Origin of the sequence: Dyella ginsengisoli, from assembly GCF_044904665.1 — a bacterium.
In the GTDB taxonomy this organism is placed as follows: Bacteria; Pseudomonadota; Gammaproteobacteria; order Xanthomonadales; family Rhodanobacteraceae; genus Dyella_A; species Dyella_A ginsengisoli.
In genome coordinates, this window is the sequence record NZ_JADIKM010000006.1 from 256,123 (window position 1) to 279,271 (window position 23,149).

Sequence of the window (23,149 nt, forward strand, 5' to 3'; positions counted from 1 at the left end):
CCGCGCGCCGCCACGGTGGCGCGCATCGATCATCTACCCAGGAGACAACCCCATGCTTCACTACGCCATCGTGTTTCTCGTCATCGCCCTGATCGCCGCCGTGTTCGGCTTCACCGGCATCGCCGCCGGCGCCGCCAGCATCGCCAAGATCCTGTTCGTGGTGTTCCTGGTGCTGTTCGTGCTGTCGCTGATCTTCGGCGGCCTGCGCCGCGGTCCACGCGTGTAGCGCCTCTATCGGCTCGGGTCTTGTCACCGGGCGCCGGGGCGGCATCGAGGGATGCCGCCCTTTTTCTTTGCGCGACACACGACGTCGCGCAGGCGCAATCAACCGGCCGCGTCGTGCGGCTCAGGTGAAAACGAGCCGATCAGTTCGCGCGTGAGCGGATTGGGGAAGCGTCGGCTCAGCGTCACGGCGAAAAACGTCTCGCTGAGTTCGGGCAGTTGCGCCAGCTCGACCAGGCTGGCGTTGGCCAGCTCGTCGCGCACCACGATGGGCGGCACCACGGCCAGCCCGATGCCCTCGCGGGCGAGCAGACGCATCATCGCCATGTCCTCCACCTCGGCGGCAATGCGCACCCGCACGCCGAGTCGGTCGACCAGGGAGTCGAAGCCGATGCGGATGCTGCTTTCCAGCGTGGGCAGCACCAGCGGCTCGCGCGCCAGCAGTTCCTTCAGCGCGAGTCCGCGGCCGGCGTGCGCCGGCGTGCCGATCAAGCTCACCGGCTGCTCGGCGATCGGATGCGAAATCCACGGCGTGGCCGCGTCGCGATGCGGCGGCATGTTGATCAGCACCACGTCGAGCCGGTGCGATTCCAGCGCGTGCAGCAGCTCGGTGGTGGTGCCCGAGCGCAGCACGAGTTCCACGTCATCTCGCCCCAGCAGCGGCCGCAGGAAGGCCATCTGGAAGTTGCGCGACAGCGTGGCCAGTGCGCCCACGCGCAGGATCTGCCGACGCGCGCCGGGGCGGTTGCCCAGCATGCTCAGCAGCTCGCCGCCCGCACTGAAGATGGCGTCGGCATGCTCCAGCGCGATGCGGCCAGCCTCGGTCAGCACCAGCTGCTTGCCGGTGCGCTCGAACAGCGGATGACCGAGCTGTTCCTCCAGCTTGCGGATCTGGATCGACAGCGCCGACTGCGAAACGTGCAGCTTTTCGGCGGTGCGGGTGAGGTTTCCCTCATGGGCGACCGCCCAGAAGTAGCGCAGGTGGTTGTAGTTGAGCGCGGCCATGAACGTTCTCTTTCATAGATTCATGTGCTTCATATTATGAATTTTATGGAATGAACGTGCTCCGTTAAGGTTCCGCCGCCCCGAAGCCGTGGAACCGCCATGCCTGCCCTGCTTGTCCTGCTCGCACCCGCCACCTTCGTCGTTGCCGCACTGCTGGCGATGCGCGACGCCGCCGGCCACGGCCGCGCGTCATGGCCAGCCATCCGCGCGGCCAGCGCGCTGTCGCTGCTGTTGGCGCTCGGCGCATTCGCACTCGCGCTGACGCGCGGTCCGCTGTCCGCCGCGCTGGTCGGGCGGCACGGGATCGACCTCTCGGTGCGACTGGATGCGCTGAGCGCCAGCCTGTTCCTGCTGGTGTCGTTCATCGGCGTCATCGTGCTGCGCTACAGCCGCAACTACCTCGACGGGGACCCGCGACGCGGCATGTTCCTGGGCGAGCTCTGCCTGACCCTGGCTGCAGTGATGACCCTGGTGCTGTCCGGCAACCTCGCGCTGCTGGCCGCCGCGTGGATCGCCACCAGCCTCGCGCTGCACCGGCTGCTGCTGTTCTATCCCGAGCGTGCGGCGGCGGTGCGGGCGGCCCGGCGCAAGTTCATCGTCGCTCGTACCGGCGACGTCTGCCTGCTTGGCGCGTTCGCCCTGCTGGGCTGGACCTGCCGCAGCGCGGACCTCGTCACCGTGCTGGCCCAGGTGCACGCCCTGCCGCACGCCGGGCCGGCGGTATCCGCCGCGGCGGTGCTGCTGGTGCTGGCCGCTGCGCTGAAGTCCGCGCAGTTTCCCGCCCACGGCTGGCTGCCGGACATCATCGACACGCCCACGCCGGTGTCGGCGCTGCTGCACGCCGGCATCATCAACGGCGGCGGCTTCCTGGCGATCCGCTTCGCCGAGGTGCTGGTGGCGGTGCCGGCGGCGATGCACCTGCTGGCCGCGATCGGCGCGATCACCGCGGTCTACGGCTCGCTGGTGATGCTGACGCAGACCAGCATCAAGGCCGCGCTGGCCTGGTCGACCATCGCCCAGATGGGCCTGATGCTGCTCGAATGCGGCCTGGGCGCCTTCCCGCTGGCGCTGCTGCACCTGCTGGCGCACTCGTTCTACAAGGCACACGGCTTTCTCGCCTCCGGCACCGCGGTGGACGCGGTGGCCCGTCGTCGCGCCGCCGCGCCGGCCGCGGGCGGTCCCGCGCGTGCGCTCGGCCCGGTGCTGGCGATCGTGCTGTACCTCGCACTGCGCCCGCTGCTGGACCGCATCGACGCGGAACCGGCCGCGATCCGCGCGCTCGGCCTGCTGGTGGCGATCGGCGTCGGCATGCTGCTGGCGCGCGCCACGCCGGCGAAGCAGCCCGCCGCCAATCTCGCGCGGGGGCTGATGCTGGCCACCGTCGCCATGCTCGCCTATGCCGCGCTGCACGCGGTCACCGGCGCCGCGCTGGCGGGCACCGTGCCCGGCGCACCGGTAGCGAACTGGGTCACCTGGGCGATTCTCGTACCCACGCTGATCGCCTTTGCTGCCATCGCGCTGATGCAGCTGTGGCCCGAGCGCCTGCAGGCGCGCCCTCGCTGGCGCGCGGCCTACGTGCACCTGAGCCATGGGCTGTACGTGGACGCGCTGCTGTGGCGACCGTTCGACCACTCCCCCACGCCCCGAAACGCGCCGAGCGCGGAGGCCACCCGATGAACGCGATCCTTCGTCCCGCCGACCACGATGCGACTCCCGACACCGCGGCACCGAGCCGGCAAACGATCCAGGCCGCCGTCGCCCAGGCCTGTCGCCAGGTGGCCCCGCTGTGGCCACTCGCCCACTTCGTGGCGGTGAACCCGTTCCTCGGCCTCACCCATCTGCCGTTCGCGGAAGCGGCACAGCAGGTGGCCGCCAGCGAGGGGGCGCGCATCACGCCGACGCGCCGCTTTTACGCCGAGGCGATCGCCCGCGGCGAAGTCACCCACGCCGATCTCGCCGACGCGCTTCGACACACCACGCCCGGCCCGCTGCGCCCGGCCAGCGTGGCCGAGTTCAAGCAATGCCTGATCGAGCCGCACGATCCCCGCGGCAACGCGCTGCCCACCGTGCTGGCGCTGAGCGCCACCCTCCGCGGTCACGACGACGAAGCCCTCGCCGACGCGCAGCTCGCGCAGTGGGCGGCAGCCCACTACGACCAGGGCCAGGCAATGTGGGCGTCGCCGTGGCGCGCGCTCGGTGCCTATGCCGCGTGGCGCGAACAGGCACTGCTCGATCGCCGCCCGGAACTTGCCGGCTGGCGCGGCTTCCGCGCCGCGGTGCGCGCACTGCCCGCACAGGCCGAGGCCCTGATCGCGGAGGCGGTCGACGCGCTCGCGCTGCCGGCCGACGCGCTGCCGCGCTACTTCGCCCGCCTGCTGGCCACGCTCGGCGGCTGGGCCGGCCACGCGCGCTATCGCGACTGGCAGGACGAACTGCAGGGTGGCCCGGGCGGCGAGCTGGCCGAACTGCTGGCCGTGCGGCTGGCGTGGGAGCTGATCGCGCTGCGCCGTGGCGGCGCCGATGGTCGCCTCGCGCTGGCCTGGACCGGCGCGCGCGAACGGCTGGTGGAACACGGCCGCGATCCGCGCCGGTTGCGCGCCTTCGTGATCGACGAGATCGCCCAGCGCGCCTACGAAACCGCCTGGCAGCGCGCGTTCGCCGCCCAGCTCGCCGCGAGCGCGACGCCGGCCGCCGACGCCGCGACGCGTGCGCCGGTGCAGGCCGCGTTCTGCATCGACGTGCGCTCGGAAGTGTTCCGCCGCGCGCTGGAAGCCGTCCTGCCCGGCGCGCAGACGCTGGGCTTCGCCGGCTTCTTCGGCATGCCGATCCAGTTCGTGCCGTTTGGCCACGACACCGGCCGCGCGCAGTGCCCGGCGCTGCTGGCCCCGCCGCTGACCATGCACGAGCATCCCAAGCACGCTGGCGCAGACGAGTGCGCGTCGCGGCTCGATCGACTGCGCGCGCGCAACCTGCGCGGTGCCGGCTGGCAGGCGTTCAAGCGCGCGGCGGTGGCCTCGTTCGCCTTCGTCGAGAGCGTCGGCCTGGTGTACGCCGCGCGCCTGCTGCTGGACGGCTTCGGGCTGGTGAAACACGCGCCGCACGGCCGCACCCGCGACAACATGGAGACTGCGCTGCCACCGCCGGACGTGCGGCTGGAGCTGGCCACCAACTTGCTGCGCGGCATGTCGCTCACCGATCGCTTCGCGCGGCTGGTGCTGCTCGCCGGCCACGGCGCCAGCAGCACCAACAACCCCTACGCCAGCGGCCTGGACTGCGGCGCCTGCGGCGGCCACAGCGGCGACGCCAATGCGCGACTGGCCGCACGCGTGCTCAACGACGTGGCAGTGCGCGGAGGCCTCGCCGCGCGCGGCATCGCGATTCCCGCCGACACCGTGTTCGTGGCCGGCCTGCACGACACCACCACCGACGCACTCACCCTGTACGACCGCGACGCCGTGCCGGCCAGCCACGCCGACGACCTCGCCCGACTCGAGCAGGCGCTGGCCGAAGCCGGCGCCATCACCCGCGCCGAGCGCGCCGCGCGACTGGGCCTGGACGCCTCGCCCGAGGGCCTGCGCGCCCTGCTCGCGCGCAGCCAGGACTGGAGCCAGACGCGGCCGGAATGGGGCCTGGCCGGCTGCGCCGCGTTCATCGCAGCACCGCGCGAGGCCACCCGCACGCTCGACCTCGGCGGCCGCGCATTCCTGCACAACTACGCGTGGGAGCAGGACCCCGAGGGCCGCGTGCTGGAGCAGATCATGAGCGCGCCGATGGTGGTCGCCAGCTGGATCAACCTGCAGTACTACGCCTCCAGCGTGGACAACGACGCCTTCGGCAGCGGCAACAAGACCCTGCACAACGTGGTTGCCGGCGTCGGCGTGATGGAAGGTGCCGGCGGCCACCTGCGCAGCGGCCTGCCCTGGCAGTCGGTCTCCGACGGCACATCGCTGGTGCACGAGCCGCGCCGGCTCACCGCGGTGCTGGCCGCGCCCACCGAAGCAATCGACCGCGTGCTCGCCAGGCAGGCCGGCGTGCGCGAGCTGGTCGAGCACGGCTGGCTGCATCTGTTCGCGCTGCCCCCCGGCGGCAACGGCAGCCTGCAGCGCCGCTGCAGCGACGGCCGCTGGGAACGCTTTGCATGAACGCCGCGGGCGGCCGCCGGCTGGGCGGCCACCTCGACGCGCTGGAAAACGAAGCGATCCACATCCTGCGCGAGGGCGTGGCGCAGGCGCAGCGGCCGGTGCTGCTGTTTTCCGGCGGCAAGGATTCCACCGTGCTGGCCCACCTCGCGGTGCGCGCGTTCCATCCCGCCCCGCCGCCGCTGCCGCTGCTGCACGTCGATTCCACCTGGGAATTCCGCGAGCTGCTGGCATTCCGCGACGCGTTCGCGCGGGCGCATCGCTTCGAGCTGCACGTCTACGCCAACGAGGCCGGACGCGCCGCCGGCATCAACCCGTTCGACCACGGCGAGGCGTACACCAACACCATGCGCACCGACGCGCTGAAGCAGGCGCTGGAGCGCGGCCGGCACGACGTGGTGTTCAGCGGCGCGCGCCGCGACGAGGAGCGCACCCGCGCCAAGGAGCGGGTGTTCTCGGTGCGCAACGCCACCCACGCCTGGAACCCGCGGCAGCAGCGGCCGGAGCTGTGGAACCTCTACAACACGCGGCTGGCGCCAGGGCAGTCGCTGCGCGCCTACCCGCTGTCCAACTGGACCGAGCTGGACATCTGGTGCTACGCGCTGCGCCGCGAGCTGGCGCTGGCGCCGCTGTACTTCGCCGCCGCGCGTCCGGTGGTCGAGCGCGACGGCGGCCTGCTGGTGGTGGACGACCCGGCGCGGATGCGCCTCGCGCCGGGCGAGACCGTCACCCGGCAATCGGTGCGATTCCGCACCCTGGGCTGCTGGCCGGTGACCGGGGCGATCGCCTCGGACGCGCGCGACCTGCGCGCGGTGATCGCCGAAACCGCGCGCGCCAGCGGCTCGGAGCGGCAGGGCCGGCTGGCCGACCGCGAGGGCGCCGGCAGCCTCGAACAGCAGAAGCTCGAAGGCTACTTCTGATGGCCGACACGGAGCCCTCGCTGCGCGGCGAGACCGCCGTGCTGGCCACCATGCACGGCAAGGAGCGAGCCATCGCGACGCTGCTGGAGCGTTTTCTCGGCGTGCGCGTGGTGGTGCCGGACGATTTCGACACCGACCGCTTCGGCACCTTCAGCCGCGACGTGGCGCGCGTGGGCACCGCGCTGGACACGGCGCGAGCAAAGATCCATGCCGGCTTCGAGCGTGTGCCCGAGGCGCGGCTCGGGTTGGCCAGCGAGGGCAGTTTCGGGCCGCATCCGGTCGTGCCGTTCCTGGCCTGGGGCAGCGAACAGGTGGTGCTGATCGATCGCGCGAGCGGGCTGGAGCTGGTCGGCCGCCACGCGGCGCCGGCGTCGCATTTCGTGCATGCGCAGGTGGCCGACGTGGATGCCGCTTTGGCCTTCGCCGCGCGGGTGGGCTTTCCGCGCCAGGGCGTGATCGTGATGGGCGTGGAGCACGGTCAGCCCTCGCCCGCCGTGGCGCTGGCCAAGAACGCGTCTGACCGCGACACGCTCATCGCCGCGGTGCGCCGCGCGCTGGATGCCTGCGGGGCGGCCTCGCTGGAAACCGACATGCGCGCCCACCGCAACCCGCGGCGCATGCGCTGCATCCGCCGCGCCACGGTGGACCTGCTGCGCGCCTGGCGCAGCCGCTGCCCGGCCTGCGCGCGACCAGGCTTCGTGATCACCGCCCGCCTGCCCGGCCGACCCTGCGGCTGGTGCAGCGCGCCGACCCGGCAGATGCTGGCCGACGAGCGGCGCTGCGCCGGCTGCGGCCACCTCGAACGGCGGCCGCGCGACGACGGTCCGGCCGAACCGGCGCACTGCGACGCCTGCAACCCCTGACGCACCCACCGGACTTTTTCCGCCGGACGCGGGACACTATGCGTCTTTGATTTCCCATCCAACGAGGAACGGCCCATGAGCACGGACCGACTGGACATCGTCCGCCCCGACGACTGGCACCTGCACCTGCGCGACGGCGAGGCGCTGGCCTCGGTGGTCGGGCACACCGCGCGACGCTTCGCCCGCGCCATCGTGATGCCCAACCTGAAGCCGCCGGTGACCACCGTGGCGCAGGCGCTGGCCTACCGCGAGCGCATCCTCGCCGCGGTGCCCGCTGGCATGTCGTTCGAGCCGCTGATGACGCTGTACCTCACGCGGCAGACCACGCCGGAGGAAATCTTCGCGGCCAAGGCCAGCGGCCAGGTGTTCGGCGTGAAGTTCTATCCGCAGGGCGCCACCACCAATTCCGCCGCCGGCGTGTCCGATCTCTCCACCGTCTACCCGGTGCTGGAGGCGATGGAACAGGCCGACCTGCCGCTGCTGGTGCACGGCGAGGTGACCGACCCGGCGGTGGATGTGTTCGATCGCGAGAAGACCTTCATCGACCAGCACATGGTGCCGCTGCGCGCGCGCTTCCCCAAGCTGCGCGTGGTGTTCGAGCACATCACCACCGCCGACGCCGTGCAGTTCGTGCAGGCGCAAGGCAGCCACGTGGCCGCCACGATCACCGTCCACCACCTGCTGCTCAACCGTAACGCGCTGTTCGACGGCGGCGTGCGCCCGCACCACTACTGCGCGCCCGTGCTCAAGCGAGAGCAGCATCGCCAGGCGCTGCTGGGGGCAGCCACCAGCAGCGACCCGCGCTTCTTCCTCGGCACCGACAGCGCGCCGCACCCGCGCGAGGCCAAGCTGGCCGACTGCGGCTGCGCCGGCATCTTCACCGCGCACGCCGCGATCGAGCTGTATGCGGAGGCGTTCGAAGAAGCCGGCCGGCTCGACCGGCTGGAGGGCTTCGCCAGCTTCCACGGCCCCGACTTCTACCGCCTGCCGCGCAACACCGAGCGTCTCGTGCTGGAACGCCGCGCCTGGACCGTGCCCGACACCGTGCCACTGGGCGATACCGTCTGCGTGCCGATGCGTGCCGGCGGCAGCGTGGCGTGGTCGATCGTTTCCTGATCGGCAACATCCACGGGCGCTCGGCCGGAGGAATCAAACGCGGGGAGCATTCGATGCATCCGACTCCGATCGTGCGCCATGTTCGCGGCCTGGCGTCGCTTTCATCCGGCCTGCGGCAACAGCGTCGACACAGTGCGCCTTGCCGCGCCGCGGCTCGGCAAGGCGCAAGCCCTCACCCGTCTCGATGCGACGACGCGCCCTCCACCAGCTCCATGCCGAACCGACGTTCCACGGACTGGATGCGCCAGCCCGCCGCGAGGCGAACGTAGCCGACGATGTCCTCCATGAAGACAAGGTTCGCCGGACCGCGATGGCGTCGGCTGGCGATATACAGAAGCCACCGCGCCGTGGCCGCGTCGCCGTCGATGCGGATCGCTGGATTGGTGTAGCTGTGCATCGCGAAGTCGGTGGCGCGCGTCGCGTGATCGGCCGCCGTGACGATCGCGTCCAGCCCCTCGACGCGCACGCCCATGGCCTGGCTGTGCCACACCGCGTCCGGCGCGAAGACCTCGGGCAGCGCGGCAAGATCGAAGGTTTCCCCCGCCCAGCCCTGATTGGCGGCGATGGCGTAGCGCGCGGTGAGTTCGGCGATGGCCGCCCGGTCTTCCAGCTGGCGCAGCCGCGCTTCGATCTGATCCCACCGATCGCCGGTCATCGGCCGACTCCCTGCGCCGAATCGCGACGCGTCGCGCAGGCCACCCGAGCGAAGGCGTCCGGCAGCGCGGCGACATCGGCCACATCGCTGGCCCGCCAGGCCACGATGCCGTCGGGACGGACCAGGGAAGCCCCGGCCGGTCCCACACCGAAATGCTTCGGGAAGGATTCGGCATCGGGGAACGTTACGTCTTCGCCGACCATCACCAGCTCGATTGGCAGCGCATCCGCTACCGAGCGCCATGCCGGATCAGCCGTCAGCAGCACATAGCCGCGCCCGAACAGATCGAGCGTCGACATGGCCTGGCCGCGGCGTTGGATTGCGACGTGCGGCGCGCGCGTACCGGGCTGGCCGGCCCACTGCACAGGTGACGCCGCGGCGGGAAGCTCGTCCGTGGCGCTGATCACCGCGGACGAGCGCACCAACTGTCCGAACTCCATCGCATCGTTGTCGAACAGCGGCTCCGGGATGAAGCGGTCGCCGGTCCAGCTGGCGTAGTCGGGCCGCGAGAACGTTTGCTGATGGCGCAGCCAGCCGATCGGCCGCCGCTCCTCGTCATAGGTGGCGAGCAGCGCCGGTGAGGAAGTCCCGGTCAGCACGCGCTCGAGCTTCCAGGCGAGATTCCACGCATCGTCGATGCCCGTGTTGGCGCCGAATCCGCCGCGCGTGGGCGGCAACTGGTGCGCCGCGTCGCCGGCGAGGAACACGCGCCCGCTGGCGTAGCTGTCCGCGATGCGGCCGGCCATCTCCCAGCGGCCCGTGGTGATGATCTCGAACGGCAGGTCTCGCCCCAGCGCGCGCGTGACCGCGTCTTCGAGTTCCTGCGCGCTGCGCTCGCGGTCGTCCTCGAACATCAGCACCCAGCGGCCGTCGCCGTAGGTGGTAAGGAACGCACGGAAATCCGGCTGCTCGATCGCGAACTGGCGGATGCCCTGGTCGAGCCAGGCATCGGCCGCGGGGCAGCGGAACAGCACGCTGCGCAGCGTGCGCAGATAACCCACGCCGCTGCAGGCAATGCCCAGCGTGGCGCGAGTCGCACTGCCCGCACCGTCGGCCGCGATCATGTAATCGGCCACGATTTCGTACTCGGGCTGGCCGTCGCGCGGGCGCAGCCGCGCCACCACGCCCGATTCGTCCTGGCGGAAGGACACCATCTCCACGCCCAGCCGCATGTCCGCGCCGAGCTCGAGCGCGGCCTCGCGCAGGATCGGCTCCAGCTTGTCCTGCGCGATGGCCGCGCCCGTGCAGGGCGACACCTCGGCGCTGCGTTGCGTGGGCTTGCCCGGCGTCCAGTCGGTCTCCTCGATCCACTCGCCGCAGAGGCTGGTTACCTTGGCGCGGCGAAGCCGCGCATTGGCCGGCTCGGCCGGGATGCGATCGGCGATGCCGACGGCGCGGAAGTGCTCGAGGGTGGTTTCGGTAAAGCCCATCGCGCGCGGATGCGCCGAGCTGCCGTGATGCTTGTCGACCAGGACAAGGTCGATGCCCCGCCAGGCAAGAAAAAGCGAGGCGGACAAGCCGACGAGGCTGCCCCCGATAACGAGAACGGATGTGCGTTGCATGGTGGTGAGTCCTTCAATGACGATGCCGCAGGCACGGCGAAGGACGTGGCACAGATTCTTGTTGCGGCTGGAGCGTCGACTACTTTTCCAGCGCGACCCAACGAGAGAACGGCACACGTCCGCCTTCGTCGCGGTCCGCGGCCCACCAGGGCTGGATCATGTCCCGTCGCATTGCGCGGCGGGATGACCGGGGCTCACCAAACCGGTCCACCATTTTCGACCGGCGGAAATTAGCAAAGGAAAAGTGCAGGGGCAAGTCGAGCGGATCGTTATCAGTCCAGCGACGTGCACCGAGGCGACGCCGGCTATATCGGAGCTCTTGCTCGGTCGGATTGCCGCATCGGCTTTGACGCCACGCTCGATTTGACGGGGCGTGAGGTGCCTGACTGTCATTCGGGCTCACGCTCGGCGATCGGGCACGGCGCCAAAGTTTCCGCTGGCCGTCACGCCCGCGCGCGCTCATGACGTATCCCACGAGTGGCGGTACGGAGCGCGAGCGAACGTCAAAAACGAGAGGCCCCCGGAGATCCGGCGGTGCTCTGAGGCAACGCCTGATACTCAGGCCTTCCCGGGGTTAGCCGATGCCTGAGTCTGTGTGCGTTAAAGCATAAATTCGCCGCCTCACTAAACCATAAATTAGCCGCAGGGGCTGGGGCATCGCACCGCCACTGCCTCAAGCACCCAGCCGACGTCCACTCGCTTTGAGCAGCGGGACGGTTTAGAGTCCGGCGTCGCTTAACTGCCTGGCGTAGGCGAGGGTGCCAGCCCTCCCAATCAGGTTGCTGATGTCTGTTTGATGTCCGACTCACGCCGTAACTTCAAGCGACCCGCTGTTCGCGCGGGCTCGTCTCACTTCAACAAAGGGGGAGTGCTTGGAGATCGTTTTGCACACCGATGAGCGGCGCAGCACGCTTGGCCGTCACTATCGAGCAGCATTTGCGGACGCAGTCGAACTTTACGTCGTGTCGGCCTACCTGACGGAGTGGGATGTCGCGATCAAATTGGCGCCTAGCTGCAAACGATTTCGCTTCATCATCGGAAAGGACTTTGGCATCACCCGCAAAGAGGCCTGCCGAAAGGTCTTGAAATGGCTCCCAGCTGGGAGGAAGTCGGATTTCATGGTCGCCGACGAGATTATAGGCTTTCACCCCAAGGCGATCATTTGGCGGACTTCCGCGGGGCAGACCTTAATGCTGATCGGTTCGTCCAATCTGAGCCGGGCTGCGTTCGACAGTAACGTGGAGGCCAACGTGGTACTTGAGGTGTCGGAGAACCAGTTCGAGGAGGCGAAAGTCTGGATCGAGTGGATCGAGGCGCGTTCGGTGCCCGTCTCTGAGGACTGGCTCGACCAGTATGTTGAGGCTGCGCGTAAACCAGGTCACGGCAATGGCAAGCGGGGGCCCGCGCGCCATCACGGGGCCGCCGTCACGGCCTTCAAGTTGCCACTACCGGCACAGGCCGCCAAGCTATTGCGCGATCGCAGAAATAATCTGGCGGCGTACGCGCGACGACGCACCGGACTAATGCGGCTGTTTCAGCGCGCGGCCGACAAAAAGATCACTAGCAAGCAATTTTTCGGGGAGCTTCCTGAGCATTGGAGCTGGAAGCTTGGGAACCGTTTGCAAGGCAGAGGCTGGGAGCGGCTCGGCAAGCGGGCCAACTTTCAGGAACTGGCTAGATCGTTCGTTGCCATCGTGAATACCCCCAAGCGTGATCGTGATGACGTCGTGAGGGTCGAACTCGATCGACTCGATACCCGAGGCAACCAGGCACGCAAGGCATTCCTGTCGGAAATGCTGTGCCTCCAATTCCCCGAGGAGTACCCTGTACTCAATAAGCCGGTGCGCGTATTTTTGGCAAAGAATCTGTTCACTGCGCCACGTGGGTCCAGCGAAGGTGGCATGTACATCGACTTGGCCAGGAAGCTTCGCCTCGCGTTGCGGGCTAATCCGGCCTATCCGGCCAAGAATTTGGCCGAACTTGATACGCTGATCTGGGCATCCTCGGAATACAACCCCTCGAAGTGACGCGGCAGGGCTGTTTAGCACGGCCGCTGCTTCATTGGTAGGGAAAAAAACAATTCACGCAGAATGCTGAGCACCCTGTCAGGGCGGGTGAAGCCCGAGCAGTCTGCTGCCGTCAGGCTCGCCCAAATACCTTTAAAAGGGTCGACTTCCGACCCGAAGGCGCCCCTCCAGGGGCGTGTGCCGCTGTCCGGCTTTGCGCTCGCGTAAGCTCCCCCGTCAAGCAGACACTTCAAAAGTAGAACCGCTGGCGGCTTGTTGACGGTACTCGGCAGGCGTCAGGTCGCCGAGTGATTCGTGGGGGCGTTGCTCGTTGTAGTCGAGCATCCACCAGTAGGCTGCTTCACGCACATCCTCCAGGCGGGCGAACAAGTGCTGGTCGAGGACCTCCTCACGGAAGGTCCGGTTGAAGCGTTCGATGTAGGCGTTCTGGTTGGGCTTGCCGGGCTGGATGTACTGGATGGCCACGCCGCTGGCCTTGGCCCACTGAGTAAATGCCTCGCCCAGGAACTCCGGCCCGTTGTCCGAGCGCAGCACTTGCGGCAACCCGTGGTCGCGTTTGATCTGGTCGAAGATGCGCACCAATCGCGTCGAAGTGATCGAGGTGTCGACCTCAATGTGCAGCGCTTCGCGGTTGAAGTCGTCGACCACGTTGAACGTGCGAAACCGGCGGCCGCAGGCGAGTGCGTCGCTCATGAAATCAATCGACCACACCGTATCGGGCAGCCGTGGTACGTACAGCGCCACGCGTTCACGCTTGGGCAAGCGGCGCCGGGCGGCCCGCCGGAGGTTGAGCTTCATGGCCTTGTACACCCGGTAGATCCGTTTGGGGTTCCAGTCCGGCCGCGCCTTGCGCAGCTGGGCACAGCACTTCCAGAAGCCGCGGCTCGGCCGATCCTCGACCAGGTGAGCCAACGCAGCGATGAGCTCGGCATCGCGTACCGTCCAATCCAGCGGCGGGCGGTAGTACGCGGCACGCGACAGTCCGACGCACTCGCAGGACCGGCGTAGCGGCCGCGCGTGCACCTCGACCAGGTACCGCACCGCCTCGCGCTTGCTCGCCGGCCCTACAGTTTTTTTGCGATTAGGTCCTTCATCGCGGCGTTGTCTAGCGCCAGCTCGGCGTACATCCGCTTCAGCCGGGCATTCTCGGCCTCAAGTTCCTTCACGCGCTTGAGGTCGGAGGCCTCCATGCCGCCGTACTTGCTCTTCCACTGGTAATAGGTCGGCACGCTGATGCCGGCCTGGCGACAGATGTCCTTGATGGGCACCCCGGCGTCGGCTTGCTTGAGGATCGAGACGATCTGCGTCTCGGTGAACTTCGACTTCTTCATGGAACCTCCTGGCTAGGGAACGATGCCAGAAAGTTCTACTTTCGNGGTACCGCACTGCCTCGCGCTTGCTCGCCGGTCCTACAGTTTTTTTGCGATCAGGTCCTTCATCGCGGCGTTGTCCAGCGCCAGCTCGGCATACATCCGCTTCAGCCGGGCATTCTCGGCCTCAAGCTCCTTGACGCGCTTGAGGTCGGAGGCCTCCATACCGCCGTACTTGCTCTTCCACTGGTAGTAGGTCGGCACGCTGATGCCGGCCTGGCGACAGATGTCCTTGATGGGCACCCCGGCGTCGGCTTGCTTGAGGATCGAGACGATCTGCGTCTCGGTGAACTTCGACTTCTTCATGGAACCTCCTGGCTCGGGAACGATGCCAGAAAGTTCTACTTTCGAGATGTCTGCTTAGCGGGGGAGCTTACGGGGTCAGAGGGAGTGATCGACGTCGTGATCGATCGGCGGAATCACAGTGAGCACTTCCTTCACCGTGGTCAGCCCTTGCGTCACCTGATCGGCCGCGGAGATGCGCAGCGGCCGCATGCCTTCTTTCAGTGCCGCCGCCGAGAGTCCCGCCAGATCGAGCTGGCTGGAGATCCGCGCCCGCAGCGGACGAGTAAGTTGCAACATCTCGTAGATACCGGTGCGTCCCATGAATCCGGTGTTGCGGCACTCCAGGCAGCCGACCGGACGATAGACCGTCGCCGGCAACGGCATCGACCAGCCGTGGGTCAGCGCCTCCCATTCGTCCGGATCCTGCGCCTCCCGCGCCTTGCAGTGCGCGCAAAGCGTGCGCACGAGTCGCTGCGCCACCACGCCGGTCAGCGTGGATTGGATGAGATAGTGCGGCACGCCCAGATCGAGCAGGCGGGTGATCGCGCTGGGCGCGTCGTTGGTGTGCAGGGTCGACAGCACCAGGTGGCCGGTCAGCGAGGCCTGCACCGCCATCTGCGCCGTTTCCAGGTCGCGGATCTCGCCGACCATGATGATGTCCGGGTCCTGCCGCAGCAGGGTGCGCACGCCGGCGGCGAAATCGAGGTCGATCGACGCCTGTACCTGCATCTGGTTGAACTCGCCGCTGACCATCTCGATCGGGTCCTCGACCGTGCAGACGTTGAGCTCGGGCGTGGCCAGATGCTTCAGCGTCGAATACAGCGTGGTGGTCTTGCCCGAGCCGGTGGGGCCGGTAACCAGCACGATGCCGTGCGGCCGCTCCACCATGGCGCGCCAGATGCGGTCCTCCATCGGCGAGAAGCCCAATTGCTCGAAGCTCTTGGACACGATATCCGGATCGAAGATGCGCATCACCACCTTCTCGCCGAAAGCGGTGGGCATGGTGGAGATGCGCAGTTCCACCTCGCGCAGTGAACTGGAGCGCGTCTTGATGCGCCCGTCCTGCGGGCGGCGCTTCTCCGACACGTCCATGCGCGCCAGGATCTTGATGCGCGAGGTCACCGCAGTCATCACCGGCGGCGGCAGCTCGAAAACCTTGTGCATCACGCCATCGATGCGAAAGCGCATGTGACCGGCCTCGCGGCGCGGTTCGAGATGGATGTCCGAGGCGCGCTGTTCGAACGCGTACTGCAGCAGCCAGTCCACGATGTGCACGACGTGGCGATCATCGGCGCCGACCTCGCCCGCCTTGCCCAGCTCCACCAGCTGTTCGAAGTTGAGGATCGCCGAGCTGTCGTAGCCGGCCGCCTTCGCATCCTGTGCCAGCTGGATCGAGCGCTGGACACCGTAGAACTCCTGCAGGTAGCGGTTGATGTCCAGCGGGCTCGACACCACGCGCTGCACGTCCCGCCTGAGCATCTGCGCGAGGTCGCCGGCCCAGCCGTTGTCGAACGGCTCGCAGGTGGCAAAGGTGATCTCGCCGGGGCTTGCCGCCACCGGCAGGATGCGGTGGCGCTGCGCGTAGGCCAGGCTGACCGTCTGGGTCACCGAGGCCACGTTGATCTTCATCGGATCGATCTTGAGGTATGGCAGCCCGGCCTGTGCAGCCAGCCATTCGGTCAGCGTTTCCAGCCCCAGCGGGCGGCCCGGTTCGCGCTGGTTCGGCAGCTTGGCGTTGGCGATCACTACCAGCGGATGCAGCTCAACCGTGCTGCGTCCGGCGCGGCTGCCCATGCGCACCTGGCGGGCGTCCTCCGCCAGCAGGTAACCATTCACCACCAGTGCCGCCAGCGTCTCGTCCAGTTCCAGCCGGCCGCGACGGCCGAGCAGTGGTGCGCTGTGCGGGGATGCTGCCATGGGCGGGGTGCTCCGGACGTTCGGCACGGCGTGAAAAGCGAGCTGCCATGCGGTCGCGGCTATACTAACGCGCTTTATCCCAGGTCACGGAAAGCCATGTCCGCGCGTACCTTCCAGGACGTCATCCAGACGCTCAACCGCTATTGGGCGGCGCAGGGCTGCGTGCTGCTGCAGCCGCTCGACACCGAGGTCGGCGCCGGCACGTTCCACCCCGCCACCTTCCTGCGTTCGCTCGGGCCGGAGCCGTGGTCGGCCGCCTACGTGCAGCCCTCGCGTCGTCCCACCGACGGTCGCTACGGCGAGAACCCCAACCGCCTGCAGCACTACTACCAGTACCAGGTGGTGATGAAGCCGAACCCGGAGAACATCCTGGAGTTGTACATCGGCTCGCTGAAGGAGCTGGGGCTCGATCCGCTGGTGCACGACCTGCGTTTCGTTGAGGACAACTGGGAATCGCCCACGCTCGGTGCCTGGGGCCTGGGCTGGGAGGTGTGGCTCAACGGCATGGAGGTGACCCAGTTCACCTACTTCCAGCAGGCTGGCGGCCTGGAATGTCGCCCGGTGACCGGCGAGATCACCTACGGCCTCGAGCGCCTGGCGATGTACCTGCAGAATGTAGATAACGTTTATGACTTGATCTGGACTGACGGTCCACGTGGAGTCGTCACCTACGGCGACGTGTTCCATCAGAACGAGGTCGAGCAGAGCACTTACAACTTCGAGCACGCCAACGTGCCCGAGCTCTTGCGCTGGTTCGACGTGTGCGAGGCCACCGCCAACCAATTGATCGCCGCCAACCTGCCGTTGCCGGCCTATGAGCAGGTGATGAAGGCCAGCCACACCTTCAACCTGCTCGATGCGCGTCGCGCGATCAGCGTCACCGAACGCCAGCGCTACATCCTGCGCGTGCGCACGCTGGCCCGCGCCGTGGCGGAAACCTATGTGGGCCAGCGTGAGAAGCTCGGTTTTCCGGGCCTGAAGAAGCACCAGGAGCAGGCTGCATGAGCGCCGCCAAGTCGTTGTTGATCGAGCTGGGCACGGAAGAGCTGCCGCCCAAGGCGCTGGACGAACTGGCCGCCGCGTTCGCGCGCGGCATCTGCGACGGGCTGGCCCGGCGCGGCATCGACGCCGGCCTCGATGCCGCGCGGACTTTCGCCACGCCGCGTCGTTTGGCCGTCCATATTCCGGCCGTCGCCAAAGCCCAGCCCGAGCAGACCATCGAGCGCCGCGGCCCGGCGGTGAGCGCCGGCGTGGACGCGGACGGCCAACCGGCCAAGGCGCTGGTCGGCTTCGCACAGTCCTGCGGGGTCAGCGTGGATGCGCTGGAAAAGCTGGAAACCGACAAGGGTGCGTGGTTCGTCTACCGCTCGGTGAAGCCGGGGCAGCCGGTGGCCGCGCTGTTGCCGGAGATCGTCGCCGAGGCACTCAAGGCGCTGCCGATCCCCAAGCCGATGCGCTGGGCCGACCACGACTACAGCTTCGTGCGCCCGGTGCACTGGCTGGTGATGCTGCACGGTTCGGAGATCGTCGACGGCGAGGTGATGGGTCTGACCAGCGGCCGCAAGTCGCGCGGGCATCGCTTCATGCGCCCGCAGCCGATCCACGTGGTGGACGCCGACAGCTGGGAAGACGCGCTGCTCGCCGCCAAGGTGATCGTGGACCCGGCCGCGCGTCGCGACCGCATTCGCGACGAAGTCGCCCGTGTCGCCGCTGAGATCGGCGGCACGCCGCGCCTGGACGACGCGCTGCTGGACGAGATCGCCAACCTCACCGAGTGGCCGGTCGCCATCGCCTGCACGTTCGAGCGCGAGTTCCTGGCGGTACCGCCGGAGGCGCTGGTCACCACGATGGAAGCGAACCAGAAGTTCGTGCCGGTGTTCGATGCCGAGGGCCGGCTCACCGAGCATTTCATCGGCATCGCCAATATCGAGTCCAAGGAGCCGTCCGAGATCCGCAAGGGTTACGAGCGCGTGATCCGCCCGCGCTTCGCCGACGCCAAGTTCTTCTGGGACGAGGATCTGAAGACGCCGCTGGCGGGCTATCAGGAGGCGCTGAAGAACGTCACCTACCAGCAGTCGCTGGGCAGCCTGTGGGACAAGACCGTGCGCGTGGCCGAGCTGTCGCGCGTGATTGCCAGCCGTGTGGGCGTGGACGCCGGCGCGGCCACCCGCGCCGCCAGCCTGGCCAAGTGCGATCTGCTGACCCGCATGGTCGGCGAGTTCCCCGAACTGCAGGGCGTGATGGGTCGCTACTACGCCAGCCGCCAGGGCGAACCCGCGGCCGTCGCCGACGCATTGGACAGCTTCTACCAGCCGCGTTTCGCCGGCGACGCGATCGCCGCCGACGCGGTGGGCCAGGTGGTCGCGGTCGCCGAGCGGCTGGACACGCTGGCTGGCATCTTTGCCGTGGGTCTCAAGCCCAGCGGCAGCAAGGATCCGTTCGCGCTGCGTCGCGCCGCGCTGGGTCTGGCGCGCACGCTGGTGGAGGCGGGTCTCGAACTCGATCTGCAGGCGGCATTTGCCGAGGCGCTGGAGCTGCTGCCCGAGGCGGCGCTGCAGGCGGGCATCAAGCCGGGCAAGGATGGCCAGGCCGGCGCATTCGATGCGGGCGCGCGGCGCACGGCGCTGCAGCGCGAGCTGCACGATTTCGTGCTCGATCGCCTGCGCGGCTACTACGCCGAGCGCGGGTTCGACGGCCAGTCGTTCGAGGCGGTGCTGGCGGTGGCGCCCGCCAGCCTTGCGGACTTCGACCGCCGCCTCCGTGCCGTGGCTGACTTTTCGCGCCGTCCGGAGGCCAGCAGCCTCGCCGCGGCGAACAAGCGCGTCGCCAACCTGCTGCGCAAGCAGGCCGAGGAGTCCGGAGCAGTCGCGCTGGCCGATGGCATCGATGCCGCGCGTTTCGAATTGCCCGCCGAACATGCCTTGGCCGACGCCTTGGCGGCCGCGGATCAGGACAACGCCCGAGCCTGGACCGAGCGCGACTACGGCCGCGTGCTGGAGCGCCTGGCGCAGCTGCAGGCGCCGGTGGATGCGTTTTTCGACTCGGTGCTGGTGAATGCGCCAGACGCGGCCGTGCGCGCCAATCGTCTCGCGCTGCTGGCCAGGCTGAAGGACCAGTTCAGCGCGGTCGCGGATATCGCCCTGCTGTAAACGAACGCGGGGCCGGCACAGGGGGCGTCACCCCTTGCGCCGGCCCCGCGGATCGACGGCTCAGGCGATCGCGTCGCGGCGCAGGCGCATTGCCAGTCGCTGCTGGAACGCAAGCAGGGCTCCAGCGTCGATCTGCGTGCCGCCCGGCCCCATGATTTCGTAAAGCTCGCCGAGCAGCCGTTCGTGCTCCGCGGTCCCGAGCTCACTACCGGACAGCGACAGGTTGGCGCGAAGAATGGCGCGGGCCGCATCCAGCCGCCGGGTGTCGGCCACCCGCACCACCGATGTCTCATCCAGGGCCGCGATGGTGGTCGTGGCGGTGCCGCCACGGCTGCGGTTTTCCCGGGCCTCGCTGGTGGTCTGATCTTCGCCCGGGCCGCTGCGCGGCTCCGGCTGGATGGCGCCTTCACCGGCCACCAGCCATACCAGCGAAATCCCCAGCGTGCGGGCCAGCGTAACGCAGCGGGCGCGCGACGGATCGCTGTTGCCGTCGCGCCAGCTGCGCACCACGCCCTCCGAAAAGCCGCACATGCGGGCGATCTCGGTAGCACTGCCCACGCGCTGGATCAGCAGCCGGATGCGGTCGGCGAAGCTGTTGCCGGGGCCGGTCGCGTCGCTGGTGACGGGGTGACTGATCGATGCGGCCTGCGCGAGTGCGGCGTGAGGCATTGCAGGGTGCTGACGAGAATTCATGGGCGTGCCTGGGGGGAAAAGTACCGCCGTGCGCGATCCGGGCGCCAGCCGCGGCAACGGTGAGAGGGAACACTGCCTGACGTTATAAAATAGCTCGGTCAAAGTGTCGCGAATCTTTCGTCTGCCGGCCCATGTTTCTGTCGACGCATGCTGTCTGCGTTAGAGGGGGCCGCATGGGCGGGGTCATCGAGTCGCTTGACTTTTCCCCTTCATGCTTTATCGGCTAAGCTTGACCACTTCCCCCGCGGTGCTTTGCGTGGCGCGTCGCGTCAGGCGAGGTTCGTGCCCGTTAAAGATCGTTTGATGAGGTTCCACGATGCGCAAGGTAATTTGGTCGCTGGTTTCGGTGGCTGCGCTGGCGATGGCCGGCTGCAACAGCTCTTCTTCACCCCAGCAGGCGCCGGGCAAGGCCGATGACGGCGCTGCCGCCACCGCCGCGCCGCAGGCGGGCAACAAGGTGACTGGCCAGATCACCCTGCGCGAACCGGCCCAGCTGTCGCCGCAGGCGAAGCTGGAGATCAGCCTGGTGGACGTCTCCGCCGCCTCGGCCGGCACCACCGCGGATGCGACGGCCACCCCGTCCGCAGCGCCGGCGCCGCTGGCAACCAAGACGATCTCGCCGGTGGGTGCGTTCCCGGTCAGCTTCGAGCTGGAATTCAATCCGGCCGACGTGAACCCGAACAATCTCTACGTGGTGAAGGCCAATCTGGTCGATGGCGACCGCACCTACGAGATGCCGCTGCAGGCGCCGGTGCTGACCAAGGGCGCCAGCAACCAGGTCAGCATCCAGCTGGTGGCCCAGCAGACCCCCGCCGAGAAGGATCTGGCCGCGTTCGAGGATCTGAAGAAGCAGATCGGCGGCATGAAGATCAAATCCGGCACCAAGCTGGAGAAGGATGCCTCGCGCGGCTGGCAGGTCTTCCGCAAGGACGGGCAGGTGCAGTTCATCCGCGAGCAGGTCGATTACGGCGACAAGGGCTTCACCGAGACCGACTACGCCTACAAGACCGGCAAGGCCTGGGTCGCCGTGCAGCAGAAGAAGTCCAGCAAGGACGCCAAGCCGAATGCCACCGAGCGCGTGAGCTGGGACGTGGACGGCAAGCCGGTGCTCAAGCAGGTGGTGAGCGGCGGCAAGACCAGCGACCTGTCGGATGACGAGGCGGCCAGCCTGAAGGGCCAGGCCGAGGCGATCCTGAAGCTCGCCGGCAAGTAAGCGATTCGCGCCGGCTCCTGTACCAGGGGCCGGAACGCCGAAAGCGGGATACAAAAAAGGCCGTCCGCGTCGCGGACGGCCTTTTTCATGCGCGGGGCGGATGGATCAGAACGCGACCTTGAAACCCAGGTTCACGCTGTTGTCCTTCTGCGTGCTGTCGCTGAAGCGGCTGTTGACCGCGATCCAGCTGGTCACGCTGGGCGTGAGCTGCGCCGACAGGCCGATGTTGGCGCTGCCCCAAGTCTTGTCCGGCGTGTAGCCCGACAGCGCGAAGCTGCCGCCCATGCTGCTGAGGCCGGCGCGCACGCTGCGCGGATCGGCCTTGCCGTCGTGGTTCCACGCCAGCTCGACGAACGGCGCCATCTGCAGGTCGTTGACCTTCCACGAACCCATCAGGCGCCAGCCCAGCGAGCTGATCAGCGCATCGCGCTGCTGGCGGCCGAAGTACATCGCGGTGGAGTCGTTGCCACCCTCGGTGTAACCGTTGACCTTGATCGACTGCCATTCCACGTGGGCGAATGGGCCGGTCTTGAGCGACTGCCCCATGTTGAACCACCAGCCACCCTCGACGCCGCCGCCCAGGTGCGAGCCGTCGGCCTTGCCGCTCTCGATGCGCAGCGACGGGCCGAGCTGGATGCGGCGCTCGATGTCCTTGAAGTTGGACTGGCCGAAGCTGGCGAAGCCGCCCACGTAGCCGCCGCCGTTGCTGTACACGCCGAACAGCTGGCCGGAGATGTCCTGCAGCTTGTAGCCGCCGCCATTGCCCTTGAAGTCGGCCTTGCTCTGGCCGATGCCCAGCGACACGCCCACCGTGGTGTGCTCGCTGGTGCGCACGTCGGCGCCGAGCGTCAGGTTGACGTTGTCGCTGCTGGTCTTGGGCGTGCTGCTGGTGCCGTCGAAGCGCTGCTGGCCGTAGTCGATGGCGGCGAACATGCGCGTCTCGCTGCCCTGGCTGTCGGCGAGCATCTCGTTGCGGATCGCCCGGTACTGCGCCGCGGACGACGCCAGCGGCGCCTCGCCCAGCAGCGAGATCTGTCCAGGCGCGGCCAGCTCAGCCAACACCACCTGCGAGAGCAGGCGATGTGCTGCGGTGGTGGGGTGCACGCCGTCGGCAAACAGGTAGCTCTCGTCGGTGCCGGCCGCGTAGGTGTACGGCAGGCCCGAGCCCGCGGGGCCGCACTGCACCGAGCTGGCCGCCAGGCCGCAGGCGGCGTCGGTGACGTTGCTGAAGCCGAACGCGGCGGGGTTGGCGACGACCTCGTTGATCAGCCCGTAGGTGTTCACCGGCACCACGTTGAGACCCTGGCTGCTCAGCTGCGACAGGCCGCTGCTCAGCGTGCTGTTGTAGAGCACGGCCAACTGCGTGGCGCCCGCAGAAGCCGCGGCGCCCTGGGCGGCGGCTGATGGCGTCTTGCCGAGGTCCGGCAGGTTGTACACCACCACGTAGTTGGCGCCGGCGGCCTTGAGCTGGCCGAGCATGCCCACTTCGGTGATCGCTGCATTGGCGGTACCGGTGGCCAGCACGGTCGAATCGGTCGAGGTGCCCGTCAGGTAAAAGATGTCGTTCGCGCCGCCCCACACCTGGTAGAGGGCGTTCGGATCGGCCTGCCCGCCGGTGGCGGTGAGATACATGCCCAGCTGCTGCGGCAGGGTGGGGACGGCCGCCACGTTGTTGACCAGGCCTGCGCCGCCCCACGCGAAGTCGGTGCCACCGGCCAGCGAGGCGGTGATCGGATGGCCGATGCCATCTGCAACCAGCTCGGCGGCGGTCTTGCCCGGGTTGGTGGTGAAGCGCAGCGGCGGCTGGATCTGCGGTGCAGTGGCGAGCGAGATGTTGCCGGCGTCGCTCAGGCTGTCGCCGAACACGACGACCTGGCTGAAATCGGTGGCGCTGGCAGCCTGGCTGGCCAGCAGGCCGGCGACGATGGCGCCGGCGAGAAGACGGGTACGGGGCATGTTGTTGGAGCTCCTGGGCCTGGGTGGCTTGTTATGACCGAGTTACGGTAATCCACT

17 protein-coding genes and 1 pseudogene are annotated in these 23,149 nt (G+C 68.3%); 10 read left to right on the top strand and 8 right to left on the bottom strand.

Features of this window, described 5'->3' with window-relative positions; translation table 11 throughout:
• Window positions 1–52: 52 nt before the first annotated feature.
• Window positions 53–226, top strand: a complete 174-nt coding sequence (locus tag ISP17_RS18485; protein WP_404635832.1) for a DUF1328 domain-containing protein — start codon at window positions 53–55, stop codon at window positions 224–226.
• A gap of 98 nt (window positions 227–324) precedes the next feature.
• On the opposite strand, the gene ISP17_RS18490 is transcribed toward ISP17_RS18485, so the two are convergent.
• Entirely contained in the window at window positions 325–1,227 is a 903-nt protein-coding gene (locus ISP17_RS18490) for a LysR family transcriptional regulator (protein ID WP_404635834.1), read from the bottom strand.
• Between the two features lie 99 nt (window positions 1,228–1,326).
• On the opposite strand from ISP17_RS18490, the gene ISP17_RS18495 reads away from it, so the two are divergent.
• The 5 genes from ISP17_RS18495 to pyrC all read left to right on the top strand — a co-directional run bounded on the left by ISP17_RS18495 (window position 1,327) and on the right by pyrC (window position 8,265).
• Window positions 1,327–2,904, top strand: coding sequence for an NADH-quinone oxidoreductase subunit L (locus ISP17_RS18495; protein ID WP_404635836.1), 1,578 nt, complete (start codon window positions 1,327–1,329; stop codon window positions 2,902–2,904).
• Window positions 2,901–5,369, top strand: coding sequence for a YbcC family protein (locus ISP17_RS18500; protein WP_404635838.1), 2,469 nt, complete (start codon window positions 2,901–2,903; stop codon window positions 5,367–5,369). The genes ISP17_RS18495 and ISP17_RS18500 overlap by 4 nt, the downstream gene beginning before the upstream one ends.
• Entirely contained in the window at window positions 5,366–6,286 is a 921-nt protein-coding gene (gene cysD / locus ISP17_RS18505) for a sulfate adenylyltransferase subunit CysD (RefSeq protein ID WP_404635840.1), read from the top strand. The genes ISP17_RS18500 and cysD overlap by 4 nt, the downstream gene beginning before the upstream one ends.
• Window positions 6,286–7,149, top strand: coding sequence for a DUF6671 family protein (locus ISP17_RS18510; RefSeq protein WP_404635842.1), 864 nt, complete (start codon window positions 6,286–6,288; stop codon window positions 7,147–7,149). Before cysD ends, ISP17_RS18510 begins: the two co-directional genes overlap by 1 nt.
• 75 nt (window positions 7,150–7,224) lie before the next feature.
• Window positions 7,225–8,265, top strand: coding sequence for a dihydroorotase (gene pyrC, locus ISP17_RS18515; protein ID WP_404635844.1), 1,041 nt, complete (start codon window positions 7,225–7,227; stop codon window positions 8,263–8,265).
• Window positions 8,266–8,437: 172 nt separating this feature from the next.
• Here pyrC and ISP17_RS18520 read toward each other — a convergent pair whose 3' ends face one another.
• Both ISP17_RS18520 and ISP17_RS18525 read right to left on the bottom strand, forming a co-directional pair.
• Window positions 8,438–8,920: a nuclear transport factor 2 family protein gene (locus tag ISP17_RS18520; protein WP_404635846.1), complete on the bottom strand. Its 483-nt coding sequence runs from the start codon at window positions 8,918–8,920 to the stop codon at window positions 8,438–8,440.
• Complete coding sequence (locus ISP17_RS18525; RefSeq protein WP_404635848.1) at window positions 8,917–10,482, bottom strand: FAD-dependent monooxygenase; 1,566 nt, start codon at window positions 10,480–10,482, stop codon at window positions 8,917–8,919. Before ISP17_RS18525 ends, ISP17_RS18520 begins: the two co-directional genes overlap by 4 nt.
• Before the next feature lie 872 nt (window positions 10,483–11,354).
• On the opposite strand from ISP17_RS18525, the gene ISP17_RS18530 reads away from it, so the two are divergent.
• Window positions 11,355–12,509: a phospholipase D-like domain-containing protein gene (locus tag ISP17_RS18530; protein ID WP_404635850.1), complete on the top strand. Its 1,155-nt coding sequence runs from the start codon at window positions 11,355–11,357 to the stop codon at window positions 12,507–12,509.
• Window positions 12,510–12,725: 216 nt separating this feature from the next.
• Here ISP17_RS18530 and ISP17_RS18535 read toward each other — a convergent pair.
• From ISP17_RS18535 to ISP17_RS18545, 3 genes and pseudogenes are all read right to left on the bottom strand, one after another.
• A protein-coding gene (locus ISP17_RS18535; RefSeq protein WP_404635852.1) for an IS3 family transposase occupies window positions 12,726–13,840 on the bottom strand; the annotation gives its coding sequence in 2 pieces (ribosomal slippage) (window positions 12,726–13,588 and window positions 13,588–13,840; 1,116 coding nt in all).
• Between the two features lie 46 nt (window positions 13,841–13,886).
• Window positions 13,887–14,185, bottom strand: a pseudogene (locus tag ISP17_RS18540) (transposase); the annotation flags it as partial.
• Window positions 14,186–14,260: 75 nt separating this feature from the next.
• On the bottom strand, window positions 14,261–16,081 hold the full coding sequence (locus ISP17_RS18545) for a GspE/PulE family protein (protein ID WP_404635854.1): 1,821 nt from the start codon (window positions 16,079–16,081) through the stop codon (window positions 14,261–14,263).
• 96 nt (window positions 16,082–16,177) lie between these two features.
• Between ISP17_RS18545 and glyQ the strand changes: the two genes are divergently transcribed.
• Window positions 16,178–17,086, top strand: coding sequence for a glycine--tRNA ligase subunit alpha (glyQ, locus tag ISP17_RS18550; RefSeq protein WP_404635856.1), 909 nt, complete (start codon window positions 16,178–16,180; stop codon window positions 17,084–17,086).
• Window positions 17,083–19,230, top strand: coding sequence for a glycine--tRNA ligase subunit beta (glyS, locus tag ISP17_RS18555; RefSeq protein WP_404635858.1), 2,148 nt, complete (start codon window positions 17,083–17,085; stop codon window positions 19,228–19,230). The genes glyQ and glyS overlap by 4 nt, the downstream gene beginning before the upstream one ends.
• Before the next feature lie 60 nt (window positions 19,231–19,290).
• Here the strand turns inward: glyS and ISP17_RS18560 are convergent, their stop codons facing one another.
• Window positions 19,291–20,025 (bottom strand): helix-turn-helix domain-containing protein, encoded by a 735-nt coding sequence (locus tag ISP17_RS18560; RefSeq protein WP_404635860.1) that lies wholly within the window; start codon window positions 20,023–20,025, stop codon window positions 19,291–19,293.
• Between the two features lie 214 nt (window positions 20,026–20,239).
• Between ISP17_RS18560 and ISP17_RS18565 the strand changes: the two genes are divergently transcribed.
• Complete coding sequence (locus ISP17_RS18565) at window positions 20,240–21,136, top strand: YbaY family lipoprotein (RefSeq protein ID WP_404635862.1); 897 nt, start codon at window positions 20,240–20,242, stop codon at window positions 21,134–21,136.
• Between the two features lie 105 nt (window positions 21,137–21,241).
• Here the strand turns inward: ISP17_RS18565 and ISP17_RS18570 are convergent, their stop codons facing one another.
• On the bottom strand, window positions 21,242–23,092 hold the full coding sequence (locus tag ISP17_RS18570) for an autotransporter outer membrane beta-barrel domain-containing protein (protein ID WP_404635864.1): 1,851 nt from the start codon (window positions 23,090–23,092) through the stop codon (window positions 21,242–21,244).
• Window positions 23,093–23,149: the final 57 nt, after the last annotated feature.

Bases quoted from the DNA above. Each gene is read 5' to 3' on its own strand.
- ISP17_RS18485 (WP_404635832.1), top strand. From the start codon at position 53: ATGCTTCACTACGCCATCGTGTTTCTCGTCATCGCCCTGATCGCCGCC.
- ISP17_RS18490 (WP_404635834.1), bottom strand. From the start codon at position 1,227: ATGGCCGCGCTCAACTACAACCACCTGCGCTACTTCTGGGCGGTCGCC.
- ISP17_RS18495 (WP_404635836.1), top strand. From the start codon at position 1,327: ATGCCTGCCCTGCTTGTCCTGCTCGCACCCGCCACCTTCGTCGTTGCC.
- ISP17_RS18500 (WP_404635838.1), top strand. From the start codon at position 2,901: ATGAACGCGATCCTTCGTCCCGCCGACCACGATGCGACTCCCGACACC.
- cysD (WP_404635840.1), top strand. From the start codon at position 5,366: ATGAACGCCGCGGGCGGCCGCCGGCTGGGCGGCCACCTCGACGCGCTG.
- ISP17_RS18510 (WP_404635842.1), top strand. From the start codon at position 6,286: ATGGCCGACACGGAGCCCTCGCTGCGCGGCGAGACCGCCGTGCTGGCC.
- pyrC (WP_404635844.1), top strand. From the start codon at position 7,225: ATGAGCACGGACCGACTGGACATCGTCCGCCCCGACGACTGGCACCTG.
- ISP17_RS18520 (WP_404635846.1), bottom strand. From the start codon at position 8,920: ATGACCGGCGATCGGTGGGATCAGATCGAAGCGCGGCTGCGCCAGCTG.
- ISP17_RS18525 (WP_404635848.1), bottom strand. From the start codon at position 10,482: ATGCAACGCACATCCGTTCTCGTTATCGGGGGCAGCCTCGTCGGCTTG.
- ISP17_RS18545 (WP_404635854.1), bottom strand. From the start codon at position 16,081: ATGGCAGCATCCCCGCACAGCGCACCACTGCTCGGCCGTCGCGGCCGG.
- glyQ (WP_404635856.1), top strand. From the start codon at position 16,178: ATGTCCGCGCGTACCTTCCAGGACGTCATCCAGACGCTCAACCGCTAT.
- glyS (WP_404635858.1), top strand. From the start codon at position 17,083: ATGAGCGCCGCCAAGTCGTTGTTGATCGAGCTGGGCACGGAAGAGCTG.
- ISP17_RS18565 (WP_404635862.1), top strand. From the start codon at position 20,240: ATGCGCAAGGTAATTTGGTCGCTGGTTTCGGTGGCTGCGCTGGCGATG.
- ISP17_RS18570 (WP_404635864.1), bottom strand. From the start codon at position 23,092: ATGCCCCGTACCCGTCTTCTCGCCGGCGCCATCGTCGCCGGCCTGCTG.